At 44.4% G+C, this 11,545-nt stretch carries 13 protein-coding genes; 7 read left to right on the top strand and 6 right to left on the bottom strand.

The window, feature by feature from the left end:
* Positions 1–202: 202 nt before the first annotated feature.
* Positions 203–886 (bottom strand): DNA repair protein RadC, encoded by a 684-nt coding sequence (gene radC, locus FOR85_RS10045; protein ID WP_144297822.1) that lies wholly within the window; start codon positions 884–886, stop codon positions 203–205.
* 130 nt (positions 887–1,016) lie between these two features.
* Here radC and coaBC point away from each other — a divergent pair, with 130 nt between their 5' ends.
* Both coaBC and FOR85_RS10055 read left to right on the top strand, forming a co-directional pair.
* Positions 1,017–2,387, top strand: coding sequence for a bifunctional phosphopantothenoylcysteine decarboxylase/phosphopantothenate--cysteine ligase CoaBC (gene coaBC, locus FOR85_RS10050; protein ID WP_144297823.1), 1,371 nt, complete (start codon positions 1,017–1,019; stop codon positions 2,385–2,387).
* A gap of 106 nt (positions 2,388–2,493) precedes the next feature.
* The gene (locus FOR85_RS10055) at positions 2,494–3,276 is read left to right on the top strand and encodes a sulfite exporter TauE/SafE family protein (protein ID WP_144297833.1); all 783 of its coding nucleotides are present in this window, start codon (positions 2,494–2,496) and stop codon (positions 3,274–3,276) included.
* Between the two features lie 2 nt (positions 3,277–3,278).
* Here FOR85_RS10055 and FOR85_RS10060 read toward each other — a convergent pair whose 3' ends face one another.
* The 4 genes from FOR85_RS10060 to FOR85_RS10075 all read right to left on the bottom strand — a co-directional run bounded on the left by FOR85_RS10060 (position 3,279) and on the right by FOR85_RS10075 (position 6,783).
* Positions 3,279–3,473, bottom strand: coding sequence for a DUF2905 domain-containing protein (locus FOR85_RS10060; protein WP_144297824.1), 195 nt, complete (start codon positions 3,471–3,473; stop codon positions 3,279–3,281).
* 72 nt (positions 3,474–3,545) lie between these two features.
* A complete protein-coding gene (locus FOR85_RS10065) occupies positions 3,546–4,463 on the bottom strand; it encodes a histone deacetylase (protein WP_144297825.1) in 918 nt (305 codons plus the stop codon).
* A gap of 131 nt (positions 4,464–4,594) precedes the next feature.
* Positions 4,595–5,605, bottom strand: a complete 1,011-nt coding sequence (locus FOR85_RS10070; RefSeq protein ID WP_144297826.1) for a YbjN domain-containing protein — start codon at positions 5,603–5,605, stop codon at positions 4,595–4,597.
* Between the two features lie 68 nt (positions 5,606–5,673).
* A complete protein-coding gene (locus tag FOR85_RS10075; protein WP_223808603.1) occupies positions 5,674–6,783 on the bottom strand; it encodes a hypothetical protein in 1,110 nt (369 codons plus the stop codon).
* A gap of 77 nt (positions 6,784–6,860) precedes the next feature.
* On the opposite strand from FOR85_RS10075, the gene ccmA reads away from it, so the two are divergent.
* The 5 genes from ccmA to ccmE all read left to right on the top strand — a co-directional run bounded on the left by ccmA (position 6,861) and on the right by ccmE (position 10,498).
* Positions 6,861–7,490 carry a heme ABC exporter ATP-binding protein CcmA gene (gene ccmA / locus FOR85_RS10080; protein ID WP_144297827.1) on the top strand — a complete coding sequence of 210 codons (630 nt, stop codon included), beginning with the start codon at positions 6,861–6,863 and terminating at the stop codon, positions 7,488–7,490.
* Between the two features lie 184 nt (positions 7,491–7,674).
* Positions 7,675–8,331, top strand: coding sequence for a heme exporter protein CcmB (locus tag FOR85_RS10085; RefSeq protein ID WP_190295544.1), 657 nt, complete (start codon positions 7,675–7,677; stop codon positions 8,329–8,331).
* Positions 8,332–8,683: 352 nt separating this feature from the next.
* On the top strand, positions 8,684–9,472 hold the full coding sequence (gene ccmC / locus FOR85_RS10090) for a heme ABC transporter permease CcmC (RefSeq protein ID WP_144297829.1): 789 nt from the start codon (positions 8,684–8,686) through the stop codon (positions 9,470–9,472).
* 48 nt (positions 9,473–9,520) lie between these two features.
* On the top strand, positions 9,521–9,742 hold the full coding sequence (gene ccmD, locus FOR85_RS10095; RefSeq protein WP_144297830.1) for a heme exporter protein CcmD: 222 nt from the start codon (positions 9,521–9,523) through the stop codon (positions 9,740–9,742).
* A 255-nt stretch (positions 9,743–9,997) separates the two neighbouring features.
* On the top strand, positions 9,998–10,498 hold the full coding sequence (gene ccmE / locus FOR85_RS10100; RefSeq protein WP_144297831.1) for a cytochrome c maturation protein CcmE: 501 nt from the start codon (positions 9,998–10,000) through the stop codon (positions 10,496–10,498).
* Positions 10,499–10,592: 94 nt separating this feature from the next.
* Here the strand turns inward: ccmE and FOR85_RS10105 are convergent, their stop codons facing one another.
* Positions 10,593–11,441 (bottom strand): aldo/keto reductase, encoded by an 849-nt coding sequence (locus FOR85_RS10105; protein WP_144297832.1) that lies wholly within the window; start codon positions 11,439–11,441, stop codon positions 10,593–10,595.
* Between the last annotated feature and the right edge of the window lie 104 nt (positions 11,442–11,545).

Raw genomic sequence — 11,545 nt, forward strand, 5'->3', positions numbered from 1 at the left:
TGTGTTGTACTTCTTTTCTAGCAGTTTTTAAAATTAATAAGGGTAAACCCACTATTAAATAAATCTATCAATAGTAGGTCTATCAAGAACTGCCACAGCAAAAATAAAGTTAACTACCAATATGAAACAGTTGTTTATAACTATCAAGAGCCAAAATGCTACGCTGTGTCGATAATATGTATCAAGCGTCAGACAGAAGTCGCTAGTCAAAGGGCGCTAGGCTTTTCTCAGCGTACGAGAGCGTTTCATTGCGCCCGACGATGATATGGTCAACCAATGATAAATCTATTAAGTCGCAGGCTTTTTTTAGCTCATAAGTGAGTAGGTTATCGGCTGTTGAGGGGGTAGCGTCAGTATGTGGATGATTATGAGCAACGATAAGCTGACTGGCAGCGTGGCTCAACGCATGGCGTAACACATGTTTGATGCAAACCGAACAAGAGGAAATCCCGCCTGTAAACAGTATCTCAAAATTGATGAGGTTTAATGCATTATCCAAACACAGCACGGCGAAAACTTCACGAGACTCACCGCGCAGTTGGGTGCTGATATAGTCTTTGACCATTTGCGAGCGCCCAAGGGCGTGACCTGTCTTAAGCTGACTGTCCAAATAGCGCGTACCCATCTCAAGCGATGCCAGTATCTGGGCGTATTTTGCAGGACCAATACCGTGACAAGCAAGTACCGTCTCTTGCGGCGCGGCCAACAGCTCAGCTAAGCTGCCAAACTGCTCTATCAAGTGACGGGCAAGCTCAATGGCCGATTGCGACTGGGTGCCTGTGCGCAAAAATATCGCTAATATCTCGGCATCAGATAAATGAGCCGCACCAAATTTCAGCAGTTTTTCACGCGGTCTATCATCTTCATGCCAGTCTTTAATTGCCATTGTCACTCCTTCATAATGGGGATAAGTGTCAGATAACTGAGATAAATCTACAAAACTTCCCCTAACTTATCGCATAATTGTTACTATAAGCGCAATTTTTATCTTTCATTTTTTTATCGATGCCATGCTTATGTCAAATATTGTGCTTGCTATCACTGGCGGTATCGCCGCCTATAAATCTGCTATTTTTGCCCGTCTTTTAGTCAAGGCGGGCTTTGATGTGCGCGTCATTATGACCACAGGCGCGCAAGCCTTTATCACGCCGCTGACCTTGCAGGCTTTGACGGGTAATGAGGTGCATATTTCATTACTTGATGAGCAAGCAGAAGCGGGTATGGGTCATATTGAGCTTGCTAAATGGGCAGACTTGATTGTCATTGCGCCTGCTTCTGCCAATACCTTAGCGCGGCTGGCGATGGGTATGGCAGATGATTTATTGACTACGGTCTGCTTGGCAACGACTGCGCCGGTTATCATTGCGCCAGCGATGAATCAGCAAATGTGGGCGCACCCAGCGGTGAATCTCAATGTGCAAACTCTGCGCGATATGAATTATCAAATTATTGCACCTGCCAGCGGCGAGCAGGCATGTGGTGACGTCGGAGCAGGGCGCTTGCCTGAGCCTGAAGATTTATTAGCGGAAGTGCAATTATTTATGGCCATGCAAACCACGCCACAGTTATTGGCAGGTAAACGCGTGGTAATTACCGCAGGGCCGACCGTAGAAGGTATCGATCCGGTGCGCTATTTGTCCAATCACTCTACTGGCAAAATGGGTTTTGCTTTAGCCCGTGCTTGCGTGGCCGCTGGCGCCGACGTGATTTTGATTGCTGGTGGCAAAGTTGCCTTGCCAACACCGCTTAATGTCACGCGCATCGATGTGTTATCAGCGCAAGATATGTTGAAAGCCGCACAGCAATGCGTTGATGGCACGCATAGTGCGCTACAGTATTTGCCTGAAGACGCTGATGAGCATCCTCATGAACATAGCCATGACCATTCTCATCATCACGATGACTGTAATTGCGGTGAAGAGCATCAACATGAACATGCTGAAAATGAGAGTGCGGGTATAAAGGTTGCTGATATTTTTATCGCCACTGCCGCCGTCGCCGATTATCGTACCCTCGAGGCCGCACCGCAAAAAATCAAAAAAACCCAAGATGCTATGACGCTAAACTTGGTTAAAAACCCTGATATTTTAGCGACGATTTCACTTGCCCATCCTGAGCTGTTTGTCGTGGGTTTTGCAGCAGAAACGCAAGATGTCGAGCGCTATGCGCGTGGCAAGCTGCTATCTAAAGACTTAGATTTGATCGCTTGTAATGACGTTTCGCGCGCCGATATTGGTTTTGCCAGTGACGATAATGCCATGCAAGTGTTTTTCTCCGAGCGTTATGAGCACGATAATGTGATTCTTGAAAAGGCAAGTAAAGATGAGATTGCTGAGCAGTTGGCAACCATTATTGGTGAGACGATTTGGCAACGTCATCAAGCATAATTAATCATAAGAAACGGTCTAGTAATGCTGATTGCGCTGTTGTCAATGTCAGTCGCCGATATCTATCATCACTATCGTTATTAGGTTATAAGTTTCTATGACTCATATGACGAATATGATGGATAGCGATAGTACCCAGACGTTATTGCTACTGGCAATTTTTGCCTTAGCGTCATTGCTGCACGGTATTAGTGGACTGGGTGTGACGTTAGTAACTACCACCGCGCTTGCCAGTATTTATCCGTTACCCCATGCGATTGTCTTGGTAATTTTTCCGTCGTTATTGCTCAATGCCATGACTTGGCTGGCAGGTGGCGGGCGCAGTATTTGGCAAAACTTCATCCATTACGGTAGGCGCTATTGGTTATTGGCATTGACCAGTCTGCTCGGTAGTATGCTTGGTGCCAAGCTACTGCTGTGGGTCGATAGCGCATATATTCTATTGGTATTAGCTGCGGTGATTGGCTTTTATGTCAGCAGTAACTTGCTCGGTAAGCAAATCCGTCTGCCCAATACCAAGCCTGTGTTGATTATCGTCGGGTTTAGCGCTGGTATTATTGGCGGTGCGACCAATGCCATGTCCACCATACTCATGATGTATTTATTGTCCGCCAGTAACGATAAAAACACCATCGCCAAAGTCGGCAACATGTGCTATTTCTTGGGTAAAATTGCCCAAATCATTGTTCTGCGTGAACCTATCATGGCGCTAAGTGCTAATGAGTGGCAGCTGATTGCGTTACTGAGTATATTATCTATCGCTGCGTTGTTGGTTGGGATTCGCTTGCGTCGCTATTTACCGCAAGCCCGCTTTCGTCAGCTTATCTTATTGATTCTTACTGTTCTCGGTATTCGAGTTGGTTGGCAAGGCATAACAGCGTTGCTATAAACTTAACGCTTAAACAAATTTAACAAGATGGTGGCGACGACACTGATGATTATCATAGTGACCACTGGAAAGTAAACTCGCGTATTGCCTGAGGTGTGTTTGATATTGCCTATCCATGAAAAGGCATTTGGAAACAGCAGCCAAATAACGCCGATAATAACCAGCAAGACTCCTACACCAATCAATATTTTTGCCATTTATAACCTCACTACCTTTACTACTTTTGTCGCGTTACTTTTCTTATCTTTCCTTGCGCTGAACGCTACCCACTACTCAATCAATTCTGCAAAAAACAGCTGCTGCGCCAAACGAAACGTATTACAGTGCGCCTCAACCACGTCTTCAATATCTTCTGAATAGCCGCCGCCCATGACGATAGCAACGGGAATATTGGCCGCTTTAGCTTGTTGTAGGACAAATGCATCACGTGCCTTACAACCCTCTAGCGTCAGGCTAAGTTTGCCCAATTTATCGGTTGCCAATACATCGACCGCAGATTGATAGAACATCATATCCGGTGCAAACTCATGGATTAAGCGTGGCAGCGTATCCTCTAATATCTGTAAATACTCTGTATCAGCCGTATCATTATCCAGCTCAATATCTAAGTCTGATACTTGTTTGCGAAAAGGGTAGTTTTTTGCGCCATGCATGCTAAAAACAAAAACGCGCGGCTCATCCGCCATGATACTGGCGTTGCCATTACCTTGATGCACGTCCAAATCCACGATTAAAATTCGTTGTGCCTGTCCACGATTTAATAATAAATTGCTGGCGATACAAACATCATTAAAAACGCAAAATCCTTCGCCATGATCGGCAAAGGCATGATGAGTGCCGCCCGCAACATTCATTGCCACGCCATATTGCTGCGCATATAACGCACATTCATAGGTGGCATGGGCAATATAACGACCACGCTCTACCAACTCTGGCGTCATCTCAAAACCAATGGCGCGCGCTTCTTTACGTGGTAAGGTTTGGGTTTTAAGCTGCTGCCAATAATCCGCAGTATGCGTGGTTAAAATTTCCTCTTCGCTTAGACGTTTTGGGGCAAAGAAATTATCGCTAGTGATGGTTCCTTCGGCCAGTAAGCGCTCAGGAATCATGGTATATTTTTGCATGGGGAAGCGGTGTTTTTCGGGTACGGAATAACGAAAAATGTCCGAGTAAGCAATTTTTAGCATAGTATTAACGTATGTCTTTTAAAAAGTAATTTAAGAACAGAAGGTAAAAGAATAGAGAGATTTAAGCGTTTTGAATGTAGGGGGTTGGTGAGTAATTGTAAGAGCGACAAATATATAGCTTGCGCAGTGGATTACTGAACAAATTGCGTGGGTAAGAAAAAGGTGCGCGCATCCTCTTGTCGATATAGCGCCATCAATAGCTCTTGCAACTCTGTAGCAGGATTTTGATTGTTGACCAATTCACTAAATATCTCATAAGTCACCGTGGTCATCGCGATGACGCTTTGTAATAAGTGCTCAATGGTACTTTCATCCATACCGACCGCTTCGACATCGATGGCGTTTTTGTAGCGTATTTCGCCATCATTGATATCCATTTCGAGGTTGCCAATCAGCATGTCGTAATTGATTTGGGTAATCAGTAACATCGCAGCACTTTGATGGCTTTCGGGTATTAAGAACGGCAAGATACCATAGACGGCCAATAGGTTGTTATGTTCTTGCACGCGAAACAGATAGCCGCAATCAAGCTTTTTATTACGCATTCTAAAAGACAAATAGTGTGATTGCTGGCTGTCATTATTGTCGCTGTCACTGCTTTTGGGTCGATAATGGTTATAATGCCATTGTTGCTCGTCAAAATACTGCTTAAGATAATTGACAATGGGAGTGTCATTGAGCGCATTTTGCTGCGTCATGCTGTCGATGTCATTATCAAAATCAAAATAAGCGTCAGTATCAGTATCAGTATCAGTGCTGCTATCTAAGCGACTATCAAGATTGCTACTAAGGCTGCTATAAATAACCTCATCGAAGTGATTATCAACGTGGTTATCAACGCTGTGGTTTGCGCTACGGTTCACATTATGGTTTAAGTCAGGGCTAGAGCCGCTAATATCCGTATCATCGTTTTTATTACCTTTAGCGTCTTTAAGACAGCTTTCTATACCATTATCTTTATTACTATCACCTTCATTTTCTAAAAGATAAGCGTTGTTTTTATCCTGTTTTGTCAGACTTGAATCTGAACTCAAGTCCAAGTCGTTATCAATCTTCGTGTCGTGAATAGTAGCCTGTTCAGTTGCCATACTAAGCAACTGCTTGATTCTTTGCCATAAGCTGAGTTTAGAAGATTGGCTCATAGATAATAGCTGACTAATAAAAGGTGAATAATAAAAGTTTAAAGAAAACCGTACGCTACAACATCAGATTAATTGCTGCCAAATACCAGTCCTGCTTTGATACTCGGCTGGGCGTAAAACGCTTGCAGCATCTCTGTTATATGCGCCGTAAACCATGAGCTTTCAAGAGCGTCCGTGATGACAGGGAGCAGGGCAGTACTCAATTGCGTTATTGCCTGCTCATCGACGTGTAAACTTGCCGCAATAGTGGCGATACTATCATCCTGATGGTTGGTATACCAAGTATCGACGCTTGCTGCCACAAGGCTGTGCAAGTAAGGCGATAGGCGCAGCCGGTTATAGCTTTGTTGGATGCTGTTTTCAATATGGGCGATACTGCTATCGTTAGGCTCATCGCGTAGATAAGTTTGGATTTCGCTGATTGGTTTTTCTTTGATGCGCCCCCAACCGGAGACCAATAAGCGCGCAACCTCTTCGTTGGATAAATGCGCTTGAGCGTTGGCTTCTGCTCGGCGTGTTAAGTCTTTAATATTGCGATGCAGGTAGGACTGCAATTTTTCATCAAGATTGCGATTGGTCGCTTTTTCAAACGAGCTGCGCCCAAGTTTCATCAGTTTACCAGCAGGGCCCGCTTTATCTAGCGTGGTTTCCATAAAGTCGTTGATAGCGTGATACAGCGTTTGCGTCAATAAATCAGCAAAGGTTTCATTGCCAACCAACGTATGTACCAAGATATTACGCTGCTCTTCATGACTGCCGACATAGCTGGCTAAAATCTCAACTTGGCTGTCATCAACCAATTCTGATAAAGGTACATTATCATTAACAGGATGATAAATAATAGTATGCAAAATATCACGAATATCGCGTCGTACTACCTCGCTTAGCGGCTGCTTAAGAAACCAACCATTAATAAGGTGTTGTAAATCATCGCTGCTGATATATTTGCTTAATGGCTGCTCGCCAAACCACTGCCAAGCCTGTGTTGTTAATGGCTGGGCTTGCGCATGCAGCCATTGCTGCATAAAGGCAACTTGCGCCTCGATTAAGCTGTCGAGCGTTAGGTTGGTGCTCGTAGCACTTTGAGTGTCTAAATTTTGGCTATCTTTTGAAGTCTGCGTAGGTTTTGAGGTCATAGTAATCGACAATTTGTTATACTGTGGGGTTAAAGTAAGCATAAGGTATTATGCCACGAACGTCAGCGGTGTTTGTGATGAATATTGCCTGCTGCTTAATAAATAAATGAGAGGTGTGGATGACGGCTCTGAATACAGCTTTACTTGCGCTTGATAAGCTAACGGTTCAGCGCGGTGAGATCCCTTTATGTGAAGGCGTGACGCTCAATCTTGCTACGGGCAGCATTTGTCATTTAGTCGGTGCTAATGGTACTGGCAAAACGACGCTACTGATGCAATTGGCTGGATTATTGCCCGTGCTGAGCGGTGAAGTTATTTATCAAGGAGCAATAAGTTTGCCCGAGCACCCTTTATACGTGTCGCACCAGTTGGGTATTCATCCAAACTTGACGGTCGCCCAAAACCTCACTTTTTTGCTTAATTTATATGGCATTAGCCCAAGTACAGCTGATATCGATGACGCCCTTACGTGGGTAGGGTTACAAGGGTTTGAGACCATCAGCTCAAGCCATTTGTCTGCGGGGCAAACACGGCGCATTACCCTTGCACGGCTTTACTTATTAACACCTGAGGTCACGCCTTTATGGCTACTCGATGAGCCATTTACCGCGCTTGACGTCGATATGGTAGCACGCATGGAAGATAGGTTGCGCGAATTTGCTACGGCTGGCGGTGCGATACTAATGACTAGTCACCAAGCCGTCGGCGTTGCCAATCAAGTGCTCGATTTGTCCGATTATATGGTGTAAATGCTATCAATATAACTGCCATAAACATCAATCTAACTGCGACAAACGTCAATATAAGTGCGACAAGCATGAGTGGAAGAGCCAATAAATGATAGACACAGACAGTGCAGTAAAAACCGTGAATACAAGCTCGAATGCTAACACTTCAAATGCTAATACAGCTGCTGCACGCGGTATCAGTTTTATGCAGCTTTGGCGCCGCGAATGGCAGGTGAAGCAGCAAGGCGCGGTGCAGTGGTTATATCCTCTGGTATTGTTTTTAGTGATTATCACCTTGTTTCCGTTAGCGGTTGGCAGCGAACCTGCTTTACTGCTGCGCCTTGGGGTGTCCGCAGTTTGGATTGCCGCTCTATTGTCATTGGTAATGGGTGTCGATGGTTTATTTAAGCCTGCCTTTGATAATGGTACGCTGGCACAATTGGTCGTCGCCAAAGCGTCGCTGCCGTTATGGGTGCTGATTCGCTTGGTCATCCATTGGATTTTTAGTAGCGGTATCGTGGCAGCATTAAGTTTGCTTGCTGTGCCTTTATTTCAGTTGAGCTGGTTTGAGGCGTGGATATTGATGGCATCTATTATCACTGGCAGTCCGATGCTGCTTATGTTGTCAGCAGTCGCCAGTAGTTTGACGTTATCACTAAAAAACGGCGCGGTGCTGGTACCTTTGATTGCCTTACCGATGCAACTACCGGTATTGATTTTTGCGACTGGTGCGGTTGATTTATTTGCCACAGGTCTCAACGGCTTGCCGATTTTAGCGTTATTATTAGCAGGTAGCATTATTTCGGTACTGGTGATGCCATGGGTGATTGCCCTGACCTTAAAAATGGCATGGTTAAATTAACAATCAATGCTGGCATGTTATATTCAGGTCAATATTAAAAAGAGGCAGCGGGGCTGGGATAAATTTTTCGTCGCCTCTGTCGGCGTAGGCACAGCAAGCAAGAAAAATTTGCACCAGTCACGCGGCATAGTATTGCCTATCCATTTCATTTAGTATCGACTATATACCTTTTCTGATGAAAGCCCTTTATCTTAACAGCATGATGAAAACTGGCAACTTTGCTATAATAGGCTATTCAATAAATAATCACGTGTAGATTCTATCCAGCGTTTAACGTCAGCAAGTTAGCGGGTAGGCGTATGAATCATGCGTTTTACTCGATAATCACCAGCTGCGCAATAGGTTTATTCCCATGCCCAACCTGAATAATGTCTCATCTCCTAGCCTGTGGCAACGCATTTGGCAGGTCTTTTTGACCACTGTGGGTACCAAGCAGTTTTTTCGTATCTTTGCGCCTTGGGTTAAGTGGCTCGCGATATTAGCCGGTCTCTGTCTGCTCATCGGTAGCGTTTGGGGCTTGGCATTTGCGCCGCCGGATTATCTGCAAGGTAATAGCTATCGCATTATTTTTATCCATGTACCCGCTGCTAGTCTCGCTATCTCTATTTATTTTGCCTTAGCGGTACTGGGTGTTATTTATCTGGTATGGAAAATTAAGACCGCAAGCCTTGTAGCTCAGGCACTGGCTCCGATGGGGTTTTTGCTTTGTGTGATTAGTTTATTGACCGGTTCTATTTGGGCAAAACCGACGTGGGGGACGTATTGGGTTTGGGATGCACGCTTGACATCTATGCTCATTTTGGCGTTTTTATATGCGGGCGTCATGGCGTTGTTTGCCGCCTTTGAACATACCGCCAATCGCGGTAAAGCGGCCGCTATTTTGTCTATCGTTGGCGCGGTAAACTTGCCTATTATTAAGTACTCGGTGCAGTGGTGGAATACTTTGCACCAAGGTTCAACCTTTACCCTGACGGCGGCACCAAAAATGTCGGCAGATATGTGGCTGCCTTTACTACTGATGATTATTGGTAGTTATTTACTGGTCGCCTCATTGGCCATTTATCGGACCAATACCCTGATTTTATATCGCGACCAAGGCAAAGCATGGGTCAAAGAATACGTTCGTAGCCAAAATAAATAATCCTAAAATACAACCATAAACCAAGCAAATAACGGCTAGGGAAATAAAATGCAGCCTTACTTTTATAGCGTCTCTGAGTTTATTGCCATGGGTGAGCATGGTGTGTTTGTCTGGTCATGCTGGGCAATTACGGTCGGCGTGATACTGATTTTTATTATTTATAGTCGCCGTCAACGCCAAGCGCTTATCAAGCAGCTATCCATTCAGCAAGCGCGTCAAGCACAGCGCGCTGCCAAGACCCCTAATCCTAAAACCAAACAACCATCCTAAACAATTCTCCTTAAAAAATTCTTTTTAATATCAAATTTTTAGCCTATCAAATAATAATGCCTTACTGGTAAATATATGACCGCATCGGTTGCTAGGGGGCTTATTGATTTGGGCAAAAAATGCTACCATATAGGTATTAGAAAAGTACGGTTGGACGGGCGTATTATTAAGTCAGTCCAATAAGCATTTCTTTAATATTTTTTGTTTTGCAAATGCGTAGTTTGTAAAACAGCGACTCATCAATGAGGTAGTGGTATGAACGCAGTTCGTCGCAAAAAACTGATGTGGGTTATGTTTACGCTTGCAGGGGCGGCGATTGCCGTGGTATTGGTGATTTACGCCATTGGGCAACAGACCGATTACTACTTTGACGCCACCGCCATTGCGCAAGGTGAAGCGCCGCAGGATAAGCGTATCCGCGCTGGTGGTATGGTTGTTGCCGGTAGTGTCCAACGTGCGCCAGATGACCCGTTAAGCGTGGAGTTTGCGATCACCGACTTTGAATCAACCGTGCCGGTGACTTATCAAGGTATATTGCCAGATTTGTTCGCTGAAAACTCAGGCGTGGTGGCAACGGGTAAAATGCAAGGCGACACCTTTGTTGCAGCCGAAGTATTGGCTAAGCATGATGAAAACTATATGCCGCCAGAAGTTGCTAAATCGATGAAAGAAAACAATCGCAATGGCGCAGTGCCTTCTTCTGAGCAATATAATCCTGCAGAAAAAATCCATAAGACCGATACTTTGCAGCAGTAATGGTTATTATAAAAAGTATTCAATATAAGAAAGCCAGTGACCTTTATCACTGGCTTTTTTGTGCTTACTCTCATTTTTACTTTACTATGGCTTACTAATCATCCCATTCTGGTGAATAATCTGGATGCTTGATTTTACGGCCATCGCTACGCGCTAAGCTACCAATTTTCTCGAGTTCATCCGCACTGAGCGTCACCTTGACAGTATCTAAGTTGCCTTGTAAGTGTTCAGGATTGGACGTTTTTGGAATCGCAATACGCTGCTTATCAGATAAAATCCACGCTAGTGAAACTTGCGCTGGCGTAATCCCGTGCTTATCAGCAATGTCTTTAATGATTTCATTATCAAACACATCACCACGAGCAAGCGGCGAGTAAGCTTCTAATAAAATATGGTGATTGTTTAAAAAAGTCTGCAGGGTGTTTTGCTTAATAAAGGGATGAAACTCAACCTGATTAACCGCAATCGGCACATCAGCATATTTTTTAGCCTCGATAATATTGGCGATATTAAAGTTAGATACCCCAATATTACGAGTCAGCCCTTGTTTTTGTAGCTCGCAAAGCGTTGGCATCGTTTCAGACAAAGGCACCCGATCATCAGGCCAATGCAGCAGCAGTAAATCAACATAATCAGTATCTAAGTTTTCTAGCGAGCGCTTGGCCGCAGCGATAAGTTTTTCTGGTTCAAACTTCATGTCATCAGGAAATATTTTCGTCGTTAAAAAGAACTTATCACGCGCGACGCCTGATTGCTTAATGCCTTTTCCCACCTCGACTTCATTATCATAAGCTTGGGCAGTATCAATATGCTCATAGCCCATTTGTAGCCCCTGGCTGACCACATCGATACAGTCTTGTCCCGTTGATTGCCATGTACCCAGTCCGAGTACCGGAATGTTCGCTTGTCCAGCGGTGCGAATATTATAAGTTTTAGCACGCATATTATTATCCTTGTTTTTTTGTGATTTATTAGGGCGTGTTGAACATTCATAATTTGAGCCAGATATAAGCACAAGCAAGAGCGACTGTATTTTCATAACTCTGC

Origin of the sequence: Psychrobacter sp. YGAH215 (assembly GCF_007280595.1) — a bacterium.
Lineage (GTDB): Bacteria > Pseudomonadota > Gammaproteobacteria > Pseudomonadales > Moraxellaceae > Psychrobacter > Psychrobacter faecalis.

Excerpts from the sequence above, each read along its gene's own strand:
- radC (WP_144297822.1), bottom strand. The coding sequence starts at position 886 with ATGGCAATTAAAGACTGGCATGAAGATGATAGACCGCGTGAAAAACTG.
- coaBC (WP_144297823.1), top strand. The coding sequence starts at position 1,017 with ATGTCAAATATTGTGCTTGCTATCACTGGCGGTATCGCCGCCTATAAA.
- FOR85_RS10055 (WP_144297833.1), top strand. The coding sequence starts at position 2,494 with ATGACGAATATGATGGATAGCGATAGTACCCAGACGTTATTGCTACTG.
- FOR85_RS10060 (WP_144297824.1), bottom strand. The coding sequence starts at position 3,473 with ATGGCAAAAATATTGATTGGTGTAGGAGTCTTGCTGGTTATTATCGGC.
- FOR85_RS10065 (WP_144297825.1), bottom strand. The coding sequence starts at position 4,463 with ATGCTAAAAATTGCTTACTCGGACATTTTTCGTTATTCCGTACCCGAA.
- FOR85_RS10070 (WP_144297826.1), bottom strand. The coding sequence starts at position 5,605 with ATGAGCCAATCTTCTAAACTCAGCTTATGGCAAAGAATCAAGCAGTTG.
- FOR85_RS10075 (WP_223808603.1), bottom strand. The coding sequence starts at position 6,783 with ATGCTTACTTTAACCCCACAGTATAACAAATTGTCGATTACTATGACC.
- ccmA (WP_144297827.1), top strand. The coding sequence starts at position 6,861 with ATGACGGCTCTGAATACAGCTTTACTTGCGCTTGATAAGCTAACGGTT.
- FOR85_RS10085 (WP_190295544.1), top strand. The coding sequence starts at position 7,675 with ATGCAGCTTTGGCGCCGCGAATGGCAGGTGAAGCAGCAAGGCGCGGTG.
- ccmC (WP_144297829.1), top strand. The coding sequence starts at position 8,684 with ATGCCCAACCTGAATAATGTCTCATCTCCTAGCCTGTGGCAACGCATT.
- ccmD (WP_144297830.1), top strand. The coding sequence starts at position 9,521 with ATGCAGCCTTACTTTTATAGCGTCTCTGAGTTTATTGCCATGGGTGAG.
- ccmE (WP_144297831.1), top strand. The coding sequence starts at position 9,998 with ATGAACGCAGTTCGTCGCAAAAAACTGATGTGGGTTATGTTTACGCTT.
- FOR85_RS10105 (WP_144297832.1), bottom strand. The coding sequence starts at position 11,441 with ATGCGTGCTAAAACTTATAATATTCGCACCGCTGGACAAGCGAACATT.